The organism is Bacillus massiliglaciei (assembly GCF_900098925.1).
GTDB classification, from domain to species: Bacteria; Bacillota; Bacilli; order Bacillales; family DSM-1321; genus Peribacillus; species Peribacillus massiliglaciei.
Genome location: NZ_LT622357.1, coordinates 22,994 through 46,230, shown reverse-complemented (window position 1 = coordinate 46,230; position 23,237 = coordinate 22,994). Strand labels below are relative to the sequence as shown.

The window sequence follows — 23,237 nt, the reverse complement described above, 5'->3', positions numbered from 1 at the left end:
ACAGGATAAGAGGGACAAAAAACCTATGGATCCGCCCTTTTGAAGCCGTCTTTTACCGGAAGGGGCACAGGAGGATTTAATCTTGTAACTATTCAGTTGAATCTTGCATTTTCTATTGATATAATCAAAAATAGTGTATTTTGTGTCGACTAGTAGGAGTGAACAATAATGAACAGAGAAGAAAAACTGAAAAGACAATCAAAAATCAGAAACTTCTCGATCATTGCTCATATCGACCATGGTAAATCCACGCTGGCGGATCGGATCATTGAAAAGACGAACGCTTTGGCTCAAAGAGAAATGAAGAGCCAGCTGCTGGATTCCATGGATTTGGAGCGTGAACGGGGAATCACGATTAAATTAAATGCCATTCAGCTGAAGTATAAGGCGAAAGACGGAGAAGAATATATTTTCCATCTTATTGACACACCGGGGCATGTCGATTTCACCTATGAAGTATCCAGAAGTCTTGCTGCCTGTGAAGGCGCTGTACTTGTCGTGGACGCCGCACAGGGGATTGAAGCCCAGACGCTTGCCAATGTGTATTTAGCTTTGGATAACAATCTTGAAATCCTGCCTGTCATCAATAAGATCGACCTTCCGAGTGCTGACCCTGAACGGGTCCGCAATGAAATTGAAGAAGTAATTGGTCTGGATGCTTCTGATGCCGTCTTAGCATCAGCCAAAGCAGGCATTGGAATCGAAGACATTCTTGAGCAGGTGGTCGAATTGGTTCCCGCGCCTCAGGGTGATCCTGAAGGTCCTTTAAAGGCTTTGATTTTTGACTCTATGTTCGATGCCTACCGCGGGGTTGTAGCCTATATCCGTATTGTGGAAGGCTCAGTTAAAGTGGGGGACAAAATTAAAATGATGTCCACAGGCAAAGAGTTTGAAGTGACCGAACTCGGTGTTTTCAATCCGAAAATCCAGCAGGAGAAGGAATTGAATGTCGGTGATGTCGGCTTTTTAACGGCTTCCATCAAAAATGTAGGGGATACAACAGTCGGTGATACGATTACAGGCGCAAAAAATCCAGCTGAAGAACCGCTTCCGGGATACCGCAAAATGAACCCGATGGTTTATTGCGGTCTGTATCCGATTGATTCGTCTAAATTCAATGACCTCCGTGAGGCTTTGGAAAAATTAGAGCTGAATGATTCAGCCCTTCAATTTGAACCAGAGACTTCTCAGGCCCTTGGTTTTGGATTCCGCTGCGGCTTCCTTGGATTGCTTCATATGGAAATCATCCAGGAGAGAATCGAACGCGAATTTAAGATTGACCTGATTACTACGGCACCGAGTGTTATTTATGATGTCGTTCAAACAGACGGTTCTGTTATAAAGGTGGATAATCCGTCCAATATGCCGGATCCCCAAAAGATCGAGAGAGTGGAAGAACCCTACGTGAAGGCAACTATGATGGCCCCTACCGAATTTGTCGGCGCCATCATGGAAATCTGCCAAAATAAACGGGGAAACTTCATCGACATGCAGTATATCGATGAGACGCGTGTCAGCATCCAGTATGAAATTCCATTATCTGAAATCGTATATGATTTCTTCGATCAATTAAAATCAAATACAAGGGGCTACGCTTCCTTCGATTATGAATTAATTGGCTACCAGCCGTCCAAACTCGTGAAAATGGATATTCTCCTGAACGGCGAAACGGTTGATGCCCTGAGCTTCATCGTTCATAAAGATTTTGCTTATGAGCGCGGCAAGATTATTGTTGAGAAATTAAAAACATTAATTCCAAGACAGCAGTTTGAAGTTCCGATTCAGGCAGCCGTCGGCCAGAAAATCGTGGCCCGTTCAACCATCAGCGCTATGCGAAAGAACGTATTGGCGAAATGTTACGGCGGGGATATTTCCCGAAAACGGAAATTGCTTGAGAAACAGAAAGAAGGTAAAAAGCGGATGAAACAGGTTGGTTCTGTTGAAGTGCCGCAGGAAGCTTTCATGGCTGTATTGAAGATGGATGATACAACACCGAAAAAATAAAAGATGGTCAAAAGGGGCAGACGAGTTCTAGCCCCTTTTTCTATAAGAAGAAGGTTGTGAACAGTTTGATTAAAAGTGCCTATATTCATATCCCGTTCTGCGAACATATCTGCCACTACTGCGATTTTAATAAAGTCTTTTTGCAGGGGCAGCCGGTAGAGGCATACTTAGAGATGCTCGATAAAGAAATGGAACTTCAGCTTTCTGCCTGTCCGACGGAAGGGCTGGATACGATCTTTGTAGGCGGCGGTACGCCGACAGCCCTGAATGAAGACCAGCTTCGGTTCTTATGCGGGTCAATCAGCAAACGGCTGCCATTGAATAAGGGCGGAGAATATACATTTGAAGCCAATCCGGGTGAGCTTTCACAGGAAAAACTTCAGATTCTGCATGATGCGGGTGTCAATCGGCTCAGCTTTGGTGTACAGAGTTTTAACGATGAGCTATTGAAAAAGATCGGCCGCACGCACCGGGCAGCTGATGTGTACCGGACGCTGGAAATGGCTCAGCAAACAGGGTTTACCAATATCAGCCTTGATCTGATTTACGGACTGCCGGGGCAGACAATGGAAGATTTTTCGGAGACTCTAAAAAAAGCGCTTGAGCTGGATCTTCCGCATTACTCCAGCTATTCGCTGATTGTTGAGCCCAAAACGGTGTTTTATAACCTGATGCAAAAAGGGAAACTGAATCTGCCGCCGCAGGAGACGGAAGCGCAAATGTATGAACGGCTTATGGAAGAGATGGAGAAAAGAGGGCTTCATCAATATGAAATCAGCAACTTTGCCCGTCCTGGTTTTGAAAGCAGGCATAATTTGACATACTGGGATAATGAAGAATATTACGGCATCGGCGCCGGTGCTCATGGATACGCCGGCGGCAGGAGAATTGCCAATCATGGACCGATCAAGAAATATATGGCCCCGCTTTCTGAAGGGAAACTGCCTTTTCTGGAAGTCCATGAAGTGCCTCTTCATGAAAAAATGGAAGAGGAGATGTTTCTGGGGCTTCGAAAGGCAGAAGGGGTTTCAATGACACACTTTAAGGATAAATTTTCTGTAGAAATCGGTTCGGTTTTCGACGCACCGATAAGAGATGGTGTCGAAAAGGGACTCTTGCAGATTTCCGGCGACCGGGTCTTTTTAACAAAGAAAGGGAAATTGCTTGGCAACGAGGTGTTTCAGACTTTCTTGGGAGCCGGAGAATAATGGGGTCTAAAGTTCAATCGTTTATCGGTTTTTTTCGTTGACATCATTGGTTTCATTTGATAATTTATTAGTATATTAGCACTCAGGCAAGTCGAGTGCTAACAGAGGTGATCAACTATGCTAACTGATCGTCAATTATTAATTCTGCAAGCGATAATCGAGGATTTCATTCACACGGCACAGCCGGTCGGTTCCCGAAGTTTGTCGAAGAAAGAAGAGATCAGCTTCAGCTCGGCCACCATTCGAAATGAAATGTCCGATCTTGAAGAAATGGGTTACTTGGAGAAGACACATACTTCATCGGGAAGAGTCCCTTCAGAGAAGGGCTACCGGTATTATGTCGATCATATGCTTTCCCCGAAAAGCCTGAAAAAGAATGAAGTGAAAATTCTGCGGTCTGTATTTGCCGAGCGTATCTATGAATTGGAGAAAGTCGTGCAGAAGTCAGCCAGGATTCTCTCGGAGCTTACGAATTATACAGCTATCGTGCTTGGCCCGAAGGTGAAGGACAATAAACTGAAACGGATTCAGATTGTCCCGTTAAGCCCGGAAACAGCGATTGCCGTGATCATCACGGATACCGGCCATGTGGAAAACAAAATGATTTCCCTTCCGCCTTCTTTTGATATGGGCGAGATTGAAAAAATGGTCAACATTCTGAATGAGCGGCTTGCCGGTGTCCCGCTGCCTGAATTGAAAAATAAAATTTTCAAAGAAGTGGCGGTCGTGCTTCGCAGGCACATCCATAACTATGGTACGATTGTATCCGCATTGATGGATTCTTTTGCCGTGAACACACCTGAGAAACTGTTTTTCGGCGGCAAGACGAATATGCTGAGTCAGCCCGAATTCCATGATATTGATAAAGTCCGCTCCTTAATGTCCATGATTGAACAGGAAAAGGGCTTTTATGATTTGATGCAGCAAAACCCGTCAGGAATCACCGTGAAAATCGGCCGTGAGAACCAAAATACGGTGCTGGAGAACTGCAGTTTGATTACAGCCACCTACTCGATTGGGGATGAGAAAGTAGGGGCGCTGGCCATCCTTGGCCCGACCCGGATGGAATATTCCCGGGTGATCAGTCTGCTGTCTACATTCTCGAACGATTTGAGCGCACTTTTCACGAAACTGTATCAAAAATAATCCAGCAGGCCATATTGTTAGGGGGCCGCAGACAGTGCGCCCCCCTGGCTTTTGCCTGACTATGTTCAGAAATGAATGATCCTTTTAGGGAGGTGAAATGTATGACAGAACATAACAAAGAATCGGTTACAGAAACAGAAGTTGAAGAAAAGACGGAAGAGACTGAGCAAGTGAACGCAGAAGCGGAAACGGCATCAGAGGAAACCGCTGAAAAGGATGAACTTCAGCTGGCTAAAGAAAAAGTGGCTGAACTTGAAGCGAAAGTCGAAGAAATGGAAAATCGCTATCTGAGGCTTCAGGCTGATTTTGATAATTCAAGACGCCGTGCGAGACTGGATCTTGAAGCGGCCCAAAAATATAGAGTGCAAAGCCTTGCAACTGATCTTGTAGCGGCTTTGGATAACTTCGAAAGAGCCACGAAAATCGAGGCTGATAACGAACAGACGAAATCCTTGCTGCAAGGCATGGACATGGTGTATAAAAGCATCGTGGACGCATTGAAAAAAGAGGGCGTAGAGCCGCTTGAATCAGTCGGAAAGGAATTCGATCCAAACATCCACCAAGCAGTAATGCAGGTGAATGATGAGAATTTCGAATCCAATGTAGTCGTGGAAGAATTCCAAAAAGGCTATATGCTGAAGGACCGTGTCCTTCGTCCGGCAATGGTAAAAGTAAACGAATAAAAGAGACTACATAAACAATCTGGGAGGTCTGTAATATGAGCAAGATCATTGGTATTGACTTAGGTACTACCAACTCATGTGTATCTGTACTGGAAGGCGGAGAACCGAAAGTTATCCCGAATCCGGAGGGGAACCGTACAACTCCATCTGTCGTAGCATTTAAAAATGGGGAAAGACAAGTAGGGGAAGTGGCGAAGCGCCAGGCAATCACAAACCCGAACACAATCATTTCCATCAAACGTCATATGGGAACAAACCATAAAGTATCAGCTGAGGGGAAAGAATATTCTCCGCAAGAAGTTTCAGCGATTATCCTTCAGTATTTAAAATCATATGCTGAAGAATATCTTGGCGAAAAGGTGACGAAAGCTGTTATTACAGTTCCTGCTTACTTCAATGATGCTGAGCGTCAAGCGACAAAAGATGCCGGACAAATTGCCGGTCTTGAAGTAGAGCGTATCATCAACGAACCGACTGCTGCTGCTCTTGCTTACGGATTGGATAAAACAGAAGAAGACCAAACCATTCTGGTATTTGACCTTGGCGGCGGTACATTCGACGTTTCCATCATGGAACTTGGCGACGGTGTATTCGAAGTCCGTTCTACTGCCGGTGACAACCGTCTTGGCGGAGATGACTTTGACCAAGTAATCATTGACTACTTAATCGAAGAATTTAAAAAAGAAAACGGCATTGATCTTGGAAAAGATAAAATGGCGCTTCAGCGTTTGAAAGATGCTGCTGAAAAAGCGAAAAAAGATCTGTCAGGCGTTACATCTACACAGATTTCTCTTCCATTCATCACAGCTGGAGAAGCAGGACCTCTTCACCTTGATGTAACAATGACAAGAGCGAAATTTGATGAGCTTTCATCTGATCTTGTAGAGCGTACAATGGGACCAACCCGTCAGGCTCTGAAAGATGCAGGTCTTTCTGCATCAGAAATTGACAAAGTCATCCTTGTCGGCGGATCTACACGTATTCCTGCTGTTCAGGAAGCGATCAAGAAAGAATTAGGCCAAGAGCCATCTAAAGGCGTAAACCCTGATGAAGTAGTAGCAATGGGTGCAGCGATCCAGGGCGGTGTTTTAACTGGCGACGTGAAAGATGTTGTTCTTCTTGACGTGACTCCGCTGTCACTTGGAATTGAAACAATGGGCGGCGTTTCTACAAAATTGATCGAGCGCAATACAACGATCCCAACAAGCAAGTCACAGGTGTTCTCAACGGCTGCGGATAACCAAACAGCTGTAGATATCCATGTACTTCAAGGGGAACGTCCGATGGCGGCCGACAATAAAACGCTTGGACGTTTCCAATTGACTGACATTCCGCCGGCACCGCGCGGAGTTCCTCAAATCGAAGTAACGTTTGATATCGATAAAAACGGTATCGTAAGCGTTCGTGCGAAGGACCTTGGAACTAACAAAGAGCAGGCCATTACTATCAAATCTTCTTCAGGTCTTTCTGATGAAGAAATCGAGCGTATGGTACGAGAAGCTGAGGAAAATGCAGAAGCTGACGAAAAGCGGAAAGAAGAAGTAGAACTTCGCAACGAGGCGGATCAGCTTGTATTCCAAACCGAGAAAACGTTAAAAGATCTTGAAGGCAAAGTGGATGAAGCAGAAGTTACAAAAGCGAACGAAGCGAAAGATGAATTGAAGGCAGCGATCGAAAAAGGCGAATTGGAAGAAATCCGCACGAAGAAAGATGCTCTTAATGAAATCGTTCAAAACTTGACTATGAAGCTTTACGAAGAAGCGGCAAAAGCCCAGCAGGCTGCCCAAGGCGCTGAAGGTGCTGAAGGTGCAGGCGACGACAATGTTGTGGATGCCGAATATACAGAAGTAAACGATGAAGATAAAAAATAAACAGCGCTTCAATTAGAGCTGAATACAGGGCAGGCAGCTCTGCCCCTGTTCCACAAAAAAGTCAAAGTCAGGTTATCTTGACTTTGGCTTTTTTTGATAAGGGGCGCTTGCTTTTCTTATTGCTTTCTTGCTGAATGAAATGTTAAGATTATTTTTATGTGAAACGATCGGGAGTGGATAAATCATGAGTAAACGCGATTATTACGAGGTGCTTGGACTGTCCAAGAATGCCTCTAAAGAAGAGATAAAAAAAGCGTACCGTAAGCTGTCTAAGCAATATCACCCTGATATTAACAAGGCAGCGGATGCTGCGGATAAATTCAAGGAAATCAAGGAAGCTTATGAAGTACTGAGCGATGAGCAGAAGAAGGCTCATTATGATCAGTTTGGCCATACAGATCCGAACCAGGGCTTCGGCGGCGGAGGAGACTTCGGTGGTTTTGGCGGATTTGAAGATATTTTCAGTACGTTCTTTGGCGGCGGAGGCCGAAGACGGGATCCGAATGCCCCGAGACAAGGGGCTGATCTTCAATATACGATGACGCTTTCTTTTGAAGAGGCGGCCTTCGGCAAGGAGACCGAAATTGAAATTCCCCGTGAAGAAGAATGTGATACATGTCACGGAAGCGGAGCGAAGCCGGGAACCAAAGTTAAAACCTGCAGCCACTGTCACGGAACCGGCCAGCTGAATGTCGAGCAGAACACAGCCTTTGGCCGAATTGTGAACAGAAGAGCCTGCCATCACTGCCGGGGAACAGGTAAAATCATTCCTCAGAAATGTTCAACTTGCGGCGGAGACGGCAAAGTCCAAAAACGTAAGAAAATCCAGGTCAAGGTTCCTGCGGGAATTGACGACGGCCAGCAATTAAGAGTATCCGGCCAAGGGGAGCCAGGCGTTAACGGCGGTCCAGCCGGAGATCTGTATGTTGTATTCCATGTCCGCACCCATGAATTCTTTGAGCGGGACGGGGACGATGTGTACTGTGAGATGCCAATTACCTTCGCGCAGGCAGCTCTGGGAGATGAAATTGAAGTCCCTACCCTGCATGGGAAAGTGAAATTGAAGGTTCCGGCAGGCACACAGACGGGAACAAGGTTCCGCCTGAAAGGAAAGGGTATTGCGAATGTCCGCGGCTATGGACAGGGAGATCAGCATGTAGTGGTTTTAGTTGTGACACCGAAGAAATTAACGGACAGGCAAAAACAGCTTCTTCGTGAATTTTCAGAGATAAGCGGGCAAAATTCTTCTGACGATCAGGACGGATTTTTCTCAAAAGTGAAACGTGCCTTCAAGGGTGAGTAATGGATTAGGAGTTGGTAGAAGATGAAGTGGTCTGAAATTGCCATTCACACAACAAATGAAGCGGTTGAACCTGTTTCGAATATTCTTCATGAGGCAGGTGCCAGTGGAGTTGTCATTGAAGATCCTTTAGAGTTAGTCAAAGAACGGGAAAATGTCTATGGGGAAATCTACCAGCTTGATCCTGATGACTATCCCGATGAAGGGGTTATCGTCAAGGCGTATCTGCCGGTTAACAGCTTCCTTGGCGAGGCAGTCGAAGAAATCAAAGAAGCAATCAACAATCTTCATATGCTTGATATCGATTTGGGCAAAAACGCTGTCACGATCAGTGAAGTCAATGAAGAGGAATGGGCAACAGCCTGGAAAAAGTATTATAATCCTGTTAAAATCTCTGAGAGGTTCACCATTGTGCCGACATGGGAGAATTACACGCCGGTCAGCAGTGATGAATTAATCATTGAATTGGACCCGGGCATGGCATTCGGCACAGGAACGCATCCGACAACGGTCATGTGCATTCAGGCCTTGGAGAGGACTGTCCAAAAAGGCGATTCTGTTGTCGATGTCGGTACAGGATCAGGTATTCTCAGCATAGCTTCCGCCCTTCTTGACGCTGGGAAAGTGACGGCACTGGACCTTGATAAGGTAGCCGTGCAGTCTGCCAAGCTGAACGTGAAGCTGAATAAAGTGCAGGACAGGGTTTCAGTATCACAGGGAAACCTGCTGGACGGTGTGGCTGAACAGGCGGATGTCGTCGTTTCTAACATTCTGGCAGAAATCATTATGAGTTTTACTGAAGATGTAGCGAAGATTGTTAAACCGGGCGGCCGATTTATTTCTTCCGGCATCATCCAGCCGAAAAAGAAAGACGTGAAGGATGCTATCATCCAAGCTGGATTTACAATTGAAGAGACGTTGCAGATGGAGGACTGGGTAGCTTTCATCGCAAGACGCAATGAAGAATAAATGAAGAGGTGGCAGCGTGCAGAGATATTTTTTGAAAAATGATCAATTTAACGGGGGTACCGTATCAATCACGGGAGATGATTTCCATCATATTGCGAGGGTGATGCGGATGGAGCCTGGAGAAACGATTATTACCGTAGATGAAAATGGGAGGGCCGCTGTCACTTCTATTGAAGAAATTACCAATGAAAGAATCATTGGGACGGTTATAGAATGGAAAGATGAAAGAAATGAGCTCCCGCTGAGTATTGCCATTGCGAGCGGTCTGCCCAAAGGGGATAAACTGGATTACATTGTCCAAAAGGGAACGGAAATGGGTGCATCAGGGTTTATCCCTTTTACCGCGGCTCGTTCGGTGGTAAAATGGGACCAAAAAAAAGCCGGTAAAAAAATTGAAAGGCTTCAGAAGATTGCGAAGGAAGCGGCCGAGCAGTCGCACCGGACAGCTGTGCCGGAAGTAGCTGACGTTCAGACGCTGAAACAGCTGGTTGCCTTTGCTGAAGGCTTTGATTATAAACTGGTCGCATTTGAAGAGGAAGCCAAACGCGGCGAGTCTTCTGTTTTTGCGAATGTCTTGAAACAAGCTCAGCCGGGACAGCGAATCTTATTTGTATTCGGTCCGGAGGGCGGTCTCGCTGAACAGGAAATAGAGCAGCTGTCTTCTGCAGGGTTTTTGGCATGCGGGCTTGGGCCCAGGATTTTACGAACAGAAACGGCGCCATTGTATGCCTTGGCGTCCGTTTCATATCATACAGAACTATTGAGGTGATGAAAATGGCAACGGTCGCTTTCCATACATTGGGATGTAAGGTTAACCACTATGAAACAGAAGCCATTTGGCAATTATTTAAGAATGATGGATATGAACGTGTCGAGTATGAAAGCACAGCAGATGTGTATGTAATCAATACGTGTACGGTTACGAATACAGGAGATAAGAAAAGCCGCCAGGTCATCCGCCGTGCCATCCGTCAAAATCCGGATGCAGTCATCGCGGTTACAGGATGCTATGCGCAGACATCGCCTGCTGAAATCATGGCGATACCGGGCGTGGATATCGTCGTTGGAACACAGGACAGGGTGAAAATGCTTGAATATATCGAGCAATTTAAAGAAGAGCGCCAGCCAATCAATGGCGTGGGCAATATCATGAAAAACCGTGTTTATGAAGAGCTTGATGTTCCGGCTTTCACAGACCGGACAAGGGCTTCTCTTAAAATCCAGGAAGGCTGCAATAATTTCTGCACTTTCTGCATCATCCCATGGGCACGCGGACTAATGCGTTCTCGGGATCCTGAGGAAGTTATTCGCCAGGCACAGCAGCTTGTCGACGCGGGCTATAAGGAGATCGTTCTGACCGGAATTCATACAGGCGGATACGGCGAGGATATGAAGGATTACAATCTGGCTATGCTTCTTCGTGATTTGGAGGAAAAAGTAGCCGGCCTGAAACGAATCCGTATTTCCTCTATTGAAGCGAGCCAAATTTCGGATGAAGTGATTGAAGTGCTTGCGAATTCCAAAAAAGTTGTCCGTCACCTGCATATTCCGATTCAGTCTGGTTCCGACACTGTATTAAAGCGGATGAGAAGAAAGTATACGATGGATTTCTTTGCTGACAGACTTGTGAAATTAAAAGAGGCTCTTCCAGGGCTTGCAGTCACATCTGATGTCATTGTCGGTTTCCCTGGCGAAACAGAAGAAGAATTCATGGATACGTATAATTTTATTAAAGAACATAAATTCTCTGAACTTCATGTGTTCCCTTATTCAAAACGGACCGGCACTCCGGCAGCCCGGATGGAGGATCAGATTGATGAAGAAGTGAAAAACGAACGCGTTCACCGCTTAATCAGCCTTTCTGATCAGCTGGCTAAAGAGTATGCTTCCCATTTTGAAGGAGAAGTGCTCGAAGTTATTCCTGAAGTTGAATTGGAGAACGGCTTATTTGAAGGGTATACAGATAACTACCTGAAGGTCCATTTCCCGGCAACGGAAGCGATGATCGGAGAAATCGTCAAAGTTAAATTGACGAAAGCCGGCTATCCTCACAGTGAAGGCCAATTTGTTACTGTTGTGCCTGACATGCCGATGAAGGAAGCAGCGAATATATAAAAATCGCCATCAGTGCAGGATATTGACTGCCGGTTAAGTCCGAAGAATTTTGGGCTTGGCCGGTAGTCTTTTTTACTTAAAAAAGGCTATCTTCGCTACAATTAGGGTAATACATAATAGAGTCGATAAAACGGAAAAACAATGGTATGATGAAGAGGTACGTACAACATTGGATTTGAGTGAAAGGAGATAGAATAATGGCAGTTAATGTAGCGGGTATGATTGATCATACTTTATTAAAAGCAGATACAACCAAAGAACAAATTAAGGTTTTATGTGAGGAAGCGATGGAATATCATTTTGCTTCTGTATGTGTCAACCCGACGTGGGTGAAATATGCAGCAGAACTTCTTCGAGGATCAGATGTAAAGGTTTGCACAGTAATTGGTTTCCCGCTTGGAGCCAATACGCCAGAAACAAAGGCGTTTGAAACAAAAGATGCTATTGAAAACGGTGCGCATGAAGTTGATATGGTCATCAATATTGGCGCTTTGAAAGACAAGGACGATGAGCTTGTTGAGCGGGATATTTGTGCAGTAGTAGCTGCTTCCAAGGGTAAGGCGCTTTCAAAAGTCATTATTGAAACAGCCTTGCTGACAGATGAAGAAAAAGTCCGCGCTTGTGAAATTTCTGTAAAAGCAGGAGCTGACTATGTGAAAACGTCTACTGGCTTTTCTACTGGAGGAGCTACTGTAGAAGATGTGGCTCTTATGAGAAAAACGGTTGGCAGTCAAGTTGGGGTTAAAGCTTCCGGCGGCGTCCGCAGCTCAGCTGATGCTGAAAAAATCATTGAAGCAGGAGCATCCCGAATCGGTGCCAGTGCCGGTGTATCGATTGTAAAGGGTCTGACAGCTGATTCAGATTATTAATTTAGATACAAAAGACCTGCCATTTGAGCATGCGGGTCTTTTGTATCTATTGGCCGTTACTTTCATCATTTTTTTGCTCTGCCACCCGTTTCGCTGCGGGTGGTTTTTTTATTTCAGGGAGCGGACGAACGCATCAGAGGCAGCAAATTCCTGCAGGAGCCATTCAAGTTGAAGGATGGCAGGACGGTCAGCCTTTTGGCTTTTCAGGCTTTTTTTGTCCGTAATTGTTCCTTCTTTTCTCGTCATTCCCGGAGAAAAGCTGAAATCTTGGCTGATATATGTTCCGGTGGGGGCATAGAACCGGATTCCGACAGGTGTTTCTTTGGGGCGGAGCAGACTCGATCCGAAAATCACTTCGTCACACAGCTTTATGCCTGCTGCTTCGGCAACGGTTGGATAGATGTCCATCAAGCCTCCTGCTGTCTCGATGACTTTGCCTTCATTTAAACCGGGAATTCTGATCATAAGCGGTATGTTCAAATGATCGAACAAAGGGTGGTACTCTCTTCCTAAGAGATGACGGATCATATGCCGGTCGGTTTCATCTTTTATTTGAAGTCCGTGATGGTCCCCGTAAACAACAAGAATGGTGTCCTCATACAGCCCTTCCCGTTTGAGCCCTTTCAGCAGCTGTCCAAAAGCATAATCTGCATAGCTGGCTGCAGCTGTATAATTGCCGGCCATCGAGCTCCTGTATTCCTTGGGGATGGGAATGGTATGGGCTGCTTTTTGTTCAGGCAATGTATAAGGAAAATGACTGGACAGGGCGATGATGTGAGAATAGAACTTCTGGTGATTCTGATGGTAGGATGCCAGTTTTCCTACTGTTTTTTCGTATAAAATTTCATCAGAGGATCCGTAAGAGATTTTGTCCGCTTCTCCAAAATAGGATCGGTCATATACTTCCTTAAACCCTAATGATTTGTAAAGTTCTTTTCGATTCCAAAAGGAAACATCGTTCGTATGGAACGTGGCGGTTACAAAGCCTTTACGCTGAAGCATACGCGGCAGGCTTGGTACTTTTTTATGCTGGACGGCAGCTGACATCGGGGTATCTCCCAGGGCGTAAAGGGAGGTATTTACGATAAATTCTGCATCTGATGTATTTCCTTTTCCGACCTGTGTATAAATGTTCGGAAAGTAAAGAGCATCCTTTAGGAAGCGATTCAGGTTCGGTGTGATTTCCCTGCCGTTGATTTGCCGGCTGATCAAGAAATTCTGAAGCGACTCCATTTGCACGAAAATAATATTTTTTCCTTTTCCGATGCCGAAGTATGGACTTTGTTCTGCAGCCGCTGCTTCCGGTTCATTTGAACGCAGCACTGGGTCTTTTTGAAGCATCGGCTTGAGGAGCCCTGCGGCTATATTTACCTGATAGCCGATCATTCCGAGCGCATTGTATTTATGCAGTTCATTAATTGTTCGGTAAGACTGGTGAATTCCCAATGCAATAAAGGCTGCCATGGAGAGAGCAAGGAGCAGGCTGCTTTTGAACCCCATCGTCTTGTCTGCTCTCCCCAGATTGCGTTTTCGGAATCGTTTCCATCCGACTAAAAAAACAAGATCCAAATAAAAGAAGAGATAGTTAAATTGAAAAAGGGCGGTAATCCCGTCTGCCACAATTCCTGCCTGCCTGAACTCCCGCAGCGAGGTAATCGGAAAAATAGCATGGTAATAGGTATAGTACATAAGAGAAGCTACATAAAGGGTGGAAAGGATGAAATTGAAGCCAATGCCCAGGATAGCTGCTGTTCGGGCCCGAAACAGACTGATTCCCAAATAGAGCAGCAAAAGGACAGCGGTTTCGGTCAACATTCCGATGCTGAAAGGGGAGCTGAAGAGGGCCATCCTGACAGCCAGTGACTTGAATATAAGAAAAATGAGTGAAAGAACGAGGACGCTGCTGTACCGAAACTTTATCTTGCCAGACATGTTTTTCACTCCTTTCTGATGTTTTTCCTATTTTAAACAAACTGTCAGCGGAACATGCGGGGGAGTAAAAAATATGCGTATCCATATATTGTATCCGGGACATAGTATTCATAAAGAAGCACCGAAGAAATTCCAGAGAGGTGAATATATGCGAAGATGGATTGCACTGCTGTCTATTCTGGCACTCACGGCAGGATTGGGATATTTAACGGGACCGGAAGCAGCGAATATCGGTTTGTATGCCGTACTGTTTATGATCCAGGGAATCGCCCTTTTATTTGTCGGCTATCAGACTGTCATGGGGTATGCAGGAATGAGGAAGTTTCGGAGAACTGTTTTAAAAGAGCCAAAGAGCAGACTTGCGGTTCTCGTTGCTGCTCACAATGAACAAAAAGTAATCGGGCAAATATGCGAAAACCTGAAGAAAATGGATTATCCAAAAGAGTTATATGATGTATATGTGATTTGTGACAATTGTACCGACCGAACAGCAGAGGAAGTCAGAAAAACAGGCGTTACTGCGATGGAACGGGAGGATCGAAGCAAAAAGGGCAAGGGATTTGGACTTGAATGGATGTTTGAACGGCTGTGGGAGCTGGAGGAAAAAGGGATTTGTTATGACGCAGTTGTCATGTTTGATGCAGATAACCTTGTCAGCAAGGATTTCCTTCAAATTATCAATGCAAAGCTGCTGGATGGGCATGAAGTCATACAAGGCTATCTGGATGCCAAAAATCCTGGTGACTCCTGGGTGACGAAATCCTATTCTTTTGCTTATTGGTCAACCAATCGAATCTATCAGCTGGCCAGAGAAAACCTGGGACTGACCGCACAGCTGGGCGGAACCGGGGTTACCGTTTCGACTAAGGTGCTGAAAGAGCTAGGCTGGGGGGCTACTTCCCTTACAGAAGATCTTGAATTCACCCAGCGTTATATTTTAGAAACGGGCAAAAGGGTGGCATGGGCGCATGATGCGGTCCTATATGATGAAAAGCCGCTTGGCTTCATGCAGTCATTTCACCAGCGGATCCGCTGGATGCAGGGTCATTTTGACTGCATGACCCGCTATGCCCTCCCGCTGATAAAAAAGGGGATAAAAGAACGAAGATTCATGCTGATTGATTCGGCCATCTATTTAATGATGCCCTCCCGGTCGCTCCTTGCTGGCCTTTTGCTTATTTTTGCCTGTCTGTCCTATGCTGGCCTTTATGAAGTAAAAGGATATCTTGGAGACTTCGTCGACCGTTCTGTTTTTTTTGATACATGGCTGTATGCGGTTCTCCTGCTATGCTACTTAGCTTTGCCTGTAACAGCTCTTATTCTCGAAAAAAAGGCAGGGAAGCTGCACTGGCTGGTCATTTCCTACCTTTTTGGATTTTCATGGATTCCGATTTCGTTTCTCGGTTTTCTGAAAAAGAACCAAAGAGAGTGGCGGCATACGGAGCATACAAGGTCTGTTGCCATTGAGGATTTGGAAAGTGCCGGAAAACTGGAAAAAGTAATCAGCAGCCGGCCGACCGTGAAATAGAAAAGAAGGCAGGAAGGATTTGCGGACCTTTCTGCCTTCTTTTATTTTCGGTGATGAATCAGAAGAATCAGCTTTGCGAATGAGCGGGCAAACGGAAGGACAGCCAGGGATGTCCCCAAATTAAAAATAAGGCTGGCGTGAGCGAGCTGAGCCATTTTATCAGCTGTCAGCCATACGGCGAACTCACTGAAGGCATCGATAAATGGAAGGAAAGCAAGCACGCCCAAAATATTAAGCCATATATGGGCATAGGCGGTGAACTTCGCTTCCATGCCTGAACCAATCCCAGCCATATACCCGGTGATACAGGTTCCCACGTTAGAACCGAGCATAATCAGAATGGCAGAAGGAAGCGTGAGGTCTCCGCTCAGCAGCAGGCTCATCGAAATGCCGATGGTTGCCGAACTGGAATGGATAAGAGCGGTGAGAAGGATTCCTGTTAATAGGGCTATAAGTGCATGCCCTTCAATATGCTGAAGCAGGACTTGAACAGCCGGCAAAGCGGTAACCGAGGAAGCGAGCATTTTAAAACCGCCGATTGCAGCAAAGACTGCACTGATTCCAATCAGGGAAATCCCTAAGCTTTTGATCCATGTTTTATAGGAAAAGCTGAGAACAGCGCCAATGATGATCATGGGAAGAATCCAGCGCTCAAGGGTGAAAGTCATGAATTCGACTGTCAGGGCCGACCCGATATTCGTTCCCAAAATGATGCCGATGGATTGGGCGAATGTCATGCTGCCTGATGAAACAAGTCCGACTGTCATCACCATAACCGCTGAACTGCTTTGCAGGATTCCGGTAAACAATGTCCCAGTTAAAAATCCTTTCCAAGGCCTGTCCGTCATCTTTTCGAGGAAGACCTTCAGTTTATCTCCTGATAAATTAAACAGACCGATCCGTAAGACTGCCATACCTGCTAAAAAAAGAAAAATAAATAATGTAAAAAGACAGATTTCCGCCATATCAGCCACCTCTATTTATGCATATGGACGGACACGGACAGACATGCATTCATTCTTCCTGAACAGGAAAATCAGCTGAAGATCAAAAAGATATCTTTTTATTAGTTGACCTAATATAATGTATATATTATAATTGTTTAGTACATGTATAACATGTTGACAACTTGAGTTAGTGTGTTGTTTTCGGAGGGAGGGAAAGAGATGTCTAAAACCGTCGTTCGCAAAAACGAATCGCTTGAAGATGCTCTTCGTCGTTTCAAACGTACTGTATCTAAAGCAGGATCGCTTCAGGAAGCTAGGAAGCGTGAATTTTATGAAAAGCCAAGCGTAAAACGTAAGAAAAAGTCTGAAGCTGCACGTAAACGTAAATACTAAGAGAGGGTGGAAAGATGAGTCTTCTCGAGCGTTTGAATAATGATATGAAACAAGCGATGAAAGACAAACAAAAGGACAAACTATCTGTAATCCGGATGCTTAAGGCTGCTCTTCAAAATGAAGAGCTGAAAAAACAGCAGCCGCTTACAGAAGATGAAGAATTGACAGTGCTCTCTCGCGAATTAAAACAACGCAAAGACTCCCTCCAGGAGTTTGAAAACGCAGGTCGTATCGATCTCGTGGATAAAGTCCGCACCGAAATAGATTACGTTGAGGCATATATGCCGGAGCAACTATCAGAAGAAGAAGTTTCTGAAATCGTCCAAAAGACGATTGAAGAGGTTAACGCCGCTTCTAAAGCGGATATGGGGAGAGTCATGGGAGCTGTGATGCCTAAGTTAAAAGGCAAAGCTGATGGATCTCTAATTAATAAATTAGTGCAGAAACATCTATCTTAATGCTTTACACCCATTGCCGCAGACATAATGTCTGCGGTTTATTTGTGTTTTTAGAAAATGAAAAGATGTTTTCTTTTTTTAATTTTTGAAATGACGAAACTTTTCCCCCATATAAACGTAGATAATAGGGAACCTACTATAACAACGGAAGGAGGAGTTCGCCTGAAAAGTAGGCGTTTGCTTGCCGCAGCCGTATATCTTTGCTTTCTGGCTGTTCTTTGGGTCCTTCCTGAAGCTTCGGCCGAGGAGAAAAAGACTGTATATGTGGTTCCTGTTGAAGAGACCGTTGAAAGAGGCCTGGCTGCTTTTCTAGGAAGGGCTCTTGATACGGCTGAACAAAATGATGCCGATTTGGTCATTTTTGAAGTGGATACACCCGGAGGAGCGGTCAATGCAGCAGAAGAAATTTCTAAGCTGCTGGCAGATACACCTGTAAAAACGGTTGCCTTTGTCAATAATCGGGCATTATCGGCAGGTGCCTATATTTCATTAAGCGCCGATGAAATATATATGGTCCCAAGCGCTTCAATGGGGGCAGCAGCCATTATTGACTCTGCTGGGAATGCTGCTGATAAAAAAGCGCAGTCTTATTGGCTTGCTGCCATGGCCACGGCGGCTGAACAGAATGGCAGGGATCCTGTTTATGCCAGAGCGATGGCGGATGAAACGGTGGATCTTCCGGAATATGGAGCAGAAAAAGGAAAATTGCTTACATTCACAGCGAACCAGGCGAAAAAAGCGGGATACAGCGAAGGGACGGTTTCAGGAAAGGAAGAGCTTTACAGGGTTCTTGACATAGAAAATGCTGATTTTCGCAGTATCGAAGAAAGTTTTCCTGAGAAACTGGCGCGTTTCCTTACGAATCCCTTTGTCATACCGCTTCTTCTGACAATAGCCGGACTGGGAATTGTGATTGAATTATTTTCACCAGGTTTTGGGATCCCCGGATTCATTGGAATTGCTGCATTATTTTTATTCTTTTATGGCCATCTTGTCGCGGGCATAACCGGATATGAAGCCCTTTGGCTGTTCATAGTCGGAGCTGTGCTGCTGATCCTGGAGCTGTTCCTTCCAGGCGGTATTTTAGGTTTCCTTGGCTTTGGGGCCATCATAGGCAGTTTCTTTCTGGCGGCGGAAGACCCGGTACATATGTCGATTTCCCTGCTGATTGCCTTAGCTGGCTGTATACTGGTATCTATCTTATTAGTAAAGGTGTTTGGGAAAAAGATGAGATTCTTTAAAAAACTGATTTTGACGGATTCGACGAAAACTGAATTGGGGTATGTAAGCAGCAAAAAAAGAACGGAATTGATTGGCTTAGAGGGAATTGCGTTAACAGACCTAAGACCTTCAGGAACCGCTGAATTCAATGAGGAAAGAATTGATGTGGTGTCTGAAGGAAGCTTTATCTCGAAAGGCTCAGCATTAAAGATCGTCAAATCGGAAGGTTCAAGGATTGTCGTCCGGGAAATCCCGGAGGATAAACAATAATAGGAGAGGTGGATGTTTTTTGATTACTTCAAGTTCGATTGCAATCATATTGATCGTGATTGCCGCTGTGATTGTCCTGGCTGTCTTTTTTACATTTGTTCCAGTCATGCTTTGGATATCAGCTCTTGCAGCGGGCGTCAGGATCAGCATATTTACATTAGTGGGAATGAGGCTTCGCCGGGTTATCCCGAGCCGTGTCGTCAATCCATTGATTAAAGCGCACAAAGCGGGGCTGAATGTGAAAACGAACCAGCTGGAAAGCCATTACCTTGCAGGAGGTAATGTAGACAGGGTTGTAAACGCACTCATTGCTGCGGAACGGGCCAATATCGAGCTTCCGTTCGAAAGAGGGGCAGCTATCGACCTTGCAGGACGTGACGTGCTGGAAGCGGTGCAAATGAGTGTTAATCCGAAAGTGATTGAAACACCGTTTATTGCCGGCGTGGCCATGGACGGAATCGAAGTAAAGGCGAAAGCCCGGATTACGGTCCGCGCCAATATTGAACGTTTGGTCGGGGGGGCCGGCGAAGAAACGATCATTGCCCGTGTAGGTGAGGGAATTGTTTCTACAATCGGTTCTTCAGACAATCATAAAAAAGTTCTTGAAAATCCAGACATGATTTCCAGAACAGTGCTTTCAAAAGGACTGGATTCCGGAACGGCTTTTGAAATACTCTCGATTGATATTGCAGATGTAGATATCGGCAAAAATATCGGGGCGATCCTGCAGACTGATCAGGCGGATGCGGATAAGAAGATTGCACAGGCAAAAGCAGAAGAACGCCGGGCGATGGCGGTTGCTTTGGAGCAAGAAATGGTAGCACGCGTTCAGGAAATGCGCGCGAAAGTTGTTGAATCTGAAGCAGAGGTTCCGCTTGCTATGGCAGATGCTCTTAAATCAGGCAACCTGGGTGTCATGGATTATATGAATTTCCAAAATATTAATGCAGATACTGATATGCGTGATTCCATCAGCAAAATGTCAGATCAGAAAGACTCCAAGAAAGATTAATGGCCATGTACCGAAAGGAGGCTGTTAAATGATCGAATTTCTTTTTTCCAATCCATTAGTTATCATTATTGTGATTGGAATTATATCTTCTCTATTTAAAAAAGCTGCATCGGGTTCTGAGCAAAAGCCGGCCAAAAAAAGGAAGTGGCAGGATGTGCTCCGTGAACTGCAGGAGCAAAGCAATCCTCAGAAGCCGGAGAAGGGTCCTGTAGCGCCCGCGAACGATCATGCGGACCGTAAGCCTCAGTCGGTGCAAAACGCTGCTGCTGTCCCTGAAGAAAGAAATCCGGAAGATGAACGCCGGATCGCTGAGCTGAAAAAAATGCAGCGGGAACACGACCGCAGGCAAAAAGAGAAGAAGACATTCAGGGAAGAAGAGGTTATTTCAGATGTAAGCAGTCCTGTGTATGAACCGAAGCTTTCTTTTACGAAAGACCAGGTTATTAACGGAGTGATTATGTCAGAAATTCTTGGCCCTCCCAAATCAAAATCGGCGAGGAGCTCCCGCCGCTAAAATTTAGTGCTAGAACCCTCTTTTATTTCATACAAATGAGATGAAAGGGGGTTCTTTTTATGGCTGGGAACTGGGGTCAAAAATTTAAGCGTCTCATGGTCAAAACAATGGACCTTCCGCAAGATGTCATGATGGACCTTCCGCGTATTACGATGATTGGCCAGCTGCATATTTATATTGAGAATCACCGTGGGCTTTTGACGTTTGCAGATAATGAAGTAAGGCTGCTTTTGAAAAACGGCCAGCTGATAATTAAGGGTGAACATTTCGTGATCAAGACCATTCTGCCTGAAGAAATCATGCTTGAGGGGAAAATTGATCAGGTGTTTTTTCTCCCTCCAGCTTAAATGGACTGAGAATTTCTTATTTTAGAGACCCTTCAGCGGACGGGAGGGCGGTTATTTTCTTACGTCATGCGAAAGGGATTGCGAACGGTGAATTCGTTTAATAAATGGAAGGACGGCAAGGGGGGGGAGCCATGAAAAATCAGTGGGTGAGCTTCTATACAGGCCATGTGAAGGTAAAAGCATATGGAGTGGGAACGGAGCGTCTCATCAATCAGCTGATCAGGCGCGGTATTCATGTGTGGGATGTGAAGAGGGCTGGAGAGAACTCGATTATCTTCCATATCAGTCTACGGGAAATAACGCGTCTGAGGCAGACGGTGCGGAAAAGTGATTGTAAGATTGAGTTTATCAGGGGAGAAGGACTTCCGTTCTTATGGAAAAGGGTGTTGAAAAACAGCGGTTTTCTTGTTGGATTTGCTGCTTTTATTCTTTGTATCTTTGTCCTTTCTAATATGGTGTGGGGAATTAAAATCCATGAAGCCGAACCGGAAACAGAACATGCGATTCGGAAAGAACTCGATTCCATGGGCGTGAAAATTGGCAAAATGCAGTTTCTTGTGGATGATGTAGACACGATTCAGCGAAAACTTACCGACCAGGTTGATGAATTAACATGGGTAGGTGTGGAGCTGAAGGGGACGACCTATCATCTCCGGGTTGTGGAGAAGCAGCAGCCGGAGGAACCAGAGAAAACCTCTCCTCAAAATCTGGTAGCAACGAAGAAAGCCGTTGTTACGGACATGTTTATTGAAAAAGGAAATGCAAAAGTGAATGTGAATGATTATGTGAAAAAGGGACAGCTTTTGGTTTCCGGGGTGATTGGAAATGAAAAAAACAAAAAGATTGTCCCGGCCAAAGGGACCATTAAAGGGCAGACCTGGTACCGTGCCACGGCGACAGTTCCTCTGAAAACGCGCTTTTCTGTTTTTGACGGGGAGGAATACAGAACCCATTCTTTAAAAGTAGGATCTCTGTCCATCCCGGTTTGGGGATTCAAAAAACCAGAATATAAAGACAGTGTGACAGAAACATCCGTCCGCCCTTTCCATTTTCTTCAATGGAAGCTGCCGATTGCCTATAAAGTTTCGACGGTGCGGAGTAAAGAGGACATAATAAGGGAATATACAAAAGAAGAGGCAGTCGAGGAAGGAAAGAAAATGGCTGCTCAAAAACTGGAGAAAAGGTTAGGCGGCGAAGCCGAAATCTCAGGCGAAAAAATTTTGCATGAACGTTTGGAGAATGGTAAAGTTAAATTATCAATTCATTACCAAGTTATAGAAGATATTGCAAAAGGACAACCAATCATTCAAGGAGACTAACACATGCCAGAAGACGTAAAAATGGTTAATTTAGAGCTTGAATCAACAAATGAAGCATTTTCCCTGCTTGGAAACGCCGATGCTAATGTTAAGGTCCTTGAACAGGAACTGAAGGTGTCTGTTATTACGCGGGGAGAGGCCATCAGTGTCACAGGTGAGTCTGATCAGGTGATAATGGCCCAGGATATTCTGAAGGCATTGCTTTCGATTGTCAGGAAGGGAATACATATCAGTTCCCGCGATGTAATTTATGCGATAGAACTGGCCAGGAAAGGCACTCTTGAATACTTCAAGGATTTATATAATGAGGAAATTGCCAGGACGGCAAAAGGCAAGCCGATTCGGGTTAAGACCCTTGGACAGAGACATTATATTCAGGCTATTCGGAAAAAGGATCTTGTTTTTGGAATTGGCCCTGCCGGAACGGGAAAAACCTATCTCGCCGTTGTTATGGCCATTAATTCGCTGAAAAGCGGCGATGTCAAACGGATTATTCTGACAAGGCCTGCTGTTGAAGCCGGTGAAAGCCTTGGTTTTCTCCCGGGAGATCTGAAAGAGAAGGTCGATCCCTATTTACGGCCGCTATATGATGCCCTTCATGATTTATTAGGAATGGAACAAACGCAGAGAATGCTTGAGAGGGGAACGATTGAGATTGCCCCGCTTGCCTATATGAGGGGGCGGACACTGGATGATGCCTTCGTTATTCTCGATGAAGCACAGAACACGACAGAAGCACAAATGAAAATGTTTCTGACTCGGCTTGGATTCGGCTCGAAGATGGTCATTACGGGAGACAGGTCTCAGATTGACCTTCCGAAGGGGATGAAGTCGGGATTGCTCAGGGTTGAAGAAATCCTGAAACAAGTGAAAGACCTTTCGTTTATTTATCTGGAACAAAGCGACGTCGTCAGGCACCCGCTTGTGGCCAGAATTATTGAAGCATATGAGCAGGCAAACGACTAAAGAAAATTTGCCATGAAAAACAGAGTACGGCTTTCAGACAAAAGGGATCGATTTCGATCCCTTTTGTTCGTGTGCTATAAATGAGAAGCTAAAACCGATTTCTGCTGCCCCTGTTTGCAGGTTTGTTTCAAGACCCTTCGGCGGGATTGCGTGGCAGGGACAGAC

Annotated in this window: 21 protein-coding genes; 19 read left to right on the top strand and 2 right to left on the bottom strand. The window is 45.3% G+C overall.

The genetic code is table 11. The annotated features are described in order from the left end of the window. The first annotated feature begins 168 nt into the window (after positions 1-168). The 10 genes from lepA (at position 169) to deoC (ending at position 12,165) form a co-directional block, all read left to right on the top strand. Complete coding sequence (gene lepA / locus BQ4305_RS05875) at positions 169-2,004, top strand: translation elongation factor 4 (protein ID WP_110926924.1); 1,836 nt, start codon at positions 169-171, stop codon at positions 2,002-2,004. A 65-nt stretch (positions 2,005-2,069) separates the two neighbouring features. Next, positions 2,070-3,212 (top strand): radical SAM family heme chaperone HemW, encoded by a 1,143-nt coding sequence (gene hemW / locus BQ4305_RS05870; RefSeq protein WP_110926923.1) that lies wholly within the window; start codon positions 2,070-2,072, stop codon positions 3,210-3,212. Positions 3,213-3,329: 117 nt separating this feature from the next. Then, the gene (gene hrcA / locus BQ4305_RS05865; RefSeq protein WP_110926922.1) at positions 3,330-4,358 is read left to right on the top strand and encodes a heat-inducible transcriptional repressor HrcA; all 1,029 of its coding nucleotides are present in this window, start codon (positions 3,330-3,332) and stop codon (positions 4,356-4,358) included. A 101-nt stretch (positions 4,359-4,459) separates the two neighbouring features. Further along, positions 4,460-5,041: a nucleotide exchange factor GrpE gene (gene grpE, locus BQ4305_RS05860; RefSeq protein ID WP_110926921.1), complete on the top strand. Its 582-nt coding sequence runs from the start codon at positions 4,460-4,462 to the stop codon at positions 5,039-5,041. A 35-nt stretch (positions 5,042-5,076) separates the two neighbouring features. Further along, a complete protein-coding gene (gene dnaK, locus BQ4305_RS05855) occupies positions 5,077-6,912 on the top strand; it encodes a molecular chaperone DnaK (protein ID WP_110926920.1) in 1,836 nt (611 codons plus the stop codon). A 184-nt stretch (positions 6,913-7,096) separates the two neighbouring features. Beyond that, positions 7,097-8,215 (top strand): molecular chaperone DnaJ, encoded by a 1,119-nt coding sequence (gene dnaJ / locus BQ4305_RS05850; protein ID WP_110926919.1) that lies wholly within the window; start codon positions 7,097-7,099, stop codon positions 8,213-8,215. 21 nt (positions 8,216-8,236) lie between these two features. Continuing rightward, positions 8,237-9,181 carry a 50S ribosomal protein L11 methyltransferase gene (gene prmA, locus BQ4305_RS05845; RefSeq protein WP_110926918.1) on the top strand — a complete coding sequence of 315 codons (945 nt, stop codon included), beginning with the start codon at positions 8,237-8,239 and terminating at the stop codon, positions 9,179-9,181. 16 nt (positions 9,182-9,197) lie between these two features. After that, positions 9,198-9,950 (top strand): 16S rRNA (uracil(1498)-N(3))-methyltransferase, encoded by a 753-nt coding sequence (locus tag BQ4305_RS05840; RefSeq protein ID WP_110926917.1) that lies wholly within the window; start codon positions 9,198-9,200, stop codon positions 9,948-9,950. A 5-nt stretch (positions 9,951-9,955) separates the two neighbouring features. Further along, positions 9,956-11,296 (top strand): tRNA (N(6)-L-threonylcarbamoyladenosine(37)-C(2))-methylthiotransferase MtaB, encoded by a 1,341-nt coding sequence (gene mtaB / locus BQ4305_RS05835; protein ID WP_110926916.1) that lies wholly within the window; start codon positions 9,956-9,958, stop codon positions 11,294-11,296. A gap of 197 nt (positions 11,297-11,493) precedes the next feature. Further along, on the top strand, positions 11,494-12,165 hold the full coding sequence (deoC, locus tag BQ4305_RS05830; protein WP_110926915.1) for a deoxyribose-phosphate aldolase: 672 nt from the start codon (positions 11,494-11,496) through the stop codon (positions 12,163-12,165). A gap of 108 nt (positions 12,166-12,273) precedes the next feature. On the opposite strand, the gene BQ4305_RS05825 is transcribed toward deoC, so the two are convergent. Beyond that, positions 12,274-14,097, bottom strand: a complete 1,824-nt coding sequence (locus BQ4305_RS05825) for an LTA synthase family protein (RefSeq protein WP_110926914.1) — start codon at positions 14,095-14,097, stop codon at positions 12,274-12,276. A gap of 73 nt (positions 14,098-14,170) precedes the next feature. On the opposite strand from BQ4305_RS05825, the gene BQ4305_RS05820 reads away from it, so the two are divergent. Continuing rightward, positions 14,171-15,625, top strand: a complete 1,455-nt coding sequence (locus tag BQ4305_RS05820) for a glycosyltransferase family 2 protein (RefSeq protein ID WP_234396885.1) — start codon at positions 14,171-14,173, stop codon at positions 15,623-15,625. A gap of 41 nt (positions 15,626-15,666) precedes the next feature. Here BQ4305_RS05820 and BQ4305_RS05815 read toward each other — a convergent pair whose 3' ends face one another. Then, the gene (locus BQ4305_RS05815; protein ID WP_110926913.1) at positions 15,667-16,590 is read right to left on the bottom strand and encodes a Na/Pi symporter; all 924 of its coding nucleotides are present in this window, start codon (positions 16,588-16,590) and stop codon (positions 15,667-15,669) included. Positions 16,591-16,791: 201 nt separating this feature from the next. On the opposite strand from BQ4305_RS05815, the gene rpsU reads away from it, so the two are divergent. The 8 genes from rpsU to BQ4305_RS05775 all read left to right on the top strand — a co-directional run bounded on the left by rpsU (position 16,792) and on the right by BQ4305_RS05775 (position 23,072). Next, positions 16,792-16,965 (top strand): 30S ribosomal protein S21, encoded by a 174-nt coding sequence (gene rpsU / locus BQ4305_RS05810; RefSeq protein WP_101632063.1) that lies wholly within the window; start codon positions 16,792-16,794, stop codon positions 16,963-16,965. A 14-nt stretch (positions 16,966-16,979) separates the two neighbouring features. Beyond that, a complete protein-coding gene (locus BQ4305_RS05805) occupies positions 16,980-17,423 on the top strand; it encodes a GatB/YqeY domain-containing protein (protein WP_110926912.1) in 444 nt (147 codons plus the stop codon). A gap of 177 nt (positions 17,424-17,600) precedes the next feature. Then, positions 17,601-18,914 (top strand): NfeD family protein, encoded by a 1,314-nt coding sequence (locus BQ4305_RS05800; protein WP_234396884.1) that lies wholly within the window; start codon positions 17,601-17,603, stop codon positions 18,912-18,914. Between the two features lie 22 nt (positions 18,915-18,936). Next, positions 18,937-19,926, top strand: a complete 990-nt coding sequence (floA, locus tag BQ4305_RS05795; RefSeq protein ID WP_110927344.1) for a flotillin-like protein FloA — start codon at positions 18,937-18,939, stop codon at positions 19,924-19,926. A gap of 28 nt (positions 19,927-19,954) precedes the next feature. Then, positions 19,955-20,440, top strand: coding sequence for a hypothetical protein (locus tag BQ4305_RS05790; protein WP_110926911.1), 486 nt, complete (start codon positions 19,955-19,957; stop codon positions 20,438-20,440). A 59-nt stretch (positions 20,441-20,499) separates the two neighbouring features. Next, positions 20,500-20,787 carry a sporulation protein YqfC gene (gene yqfC, locus BQ4305_RS05785; protein ID WP_110926910.1) on the top strand — a complete coding sequence of 96 codons (288 nt, stop codon included), beginning with the start codon at positions 20,500-20,502 and terminating at the stop codon, positions 20,785-20,787. Positions 20,788-20,918: 131 nt separating this feature from the next. Further along, positions 20,919-22,106, top strand: coding sequence for a sporulation protein YqfD (gene yqfD, locus BQ4305_RS05780; RefSeq protein WP_110926909.1), 1,188 nt, complete (start codon positions 20,919-20,921; stop codon positions 22,104-22,106). Positions 22,107-22,109: 3 nt separating this feature from the next. Continuing rightward, positions 22,110-23,072, top strand: a complete 963-nt coding sequence (locus tag BQ4305_RS05775; RefSeq protein ID WP_110926908.1) for a PhoH family protein — start codon at positions 22,110-22,112, stop codon at positions 23,070-23,072. The last annotated feature ends 165 nt before the right edge of the window (positions 23,073-23,237 follow it).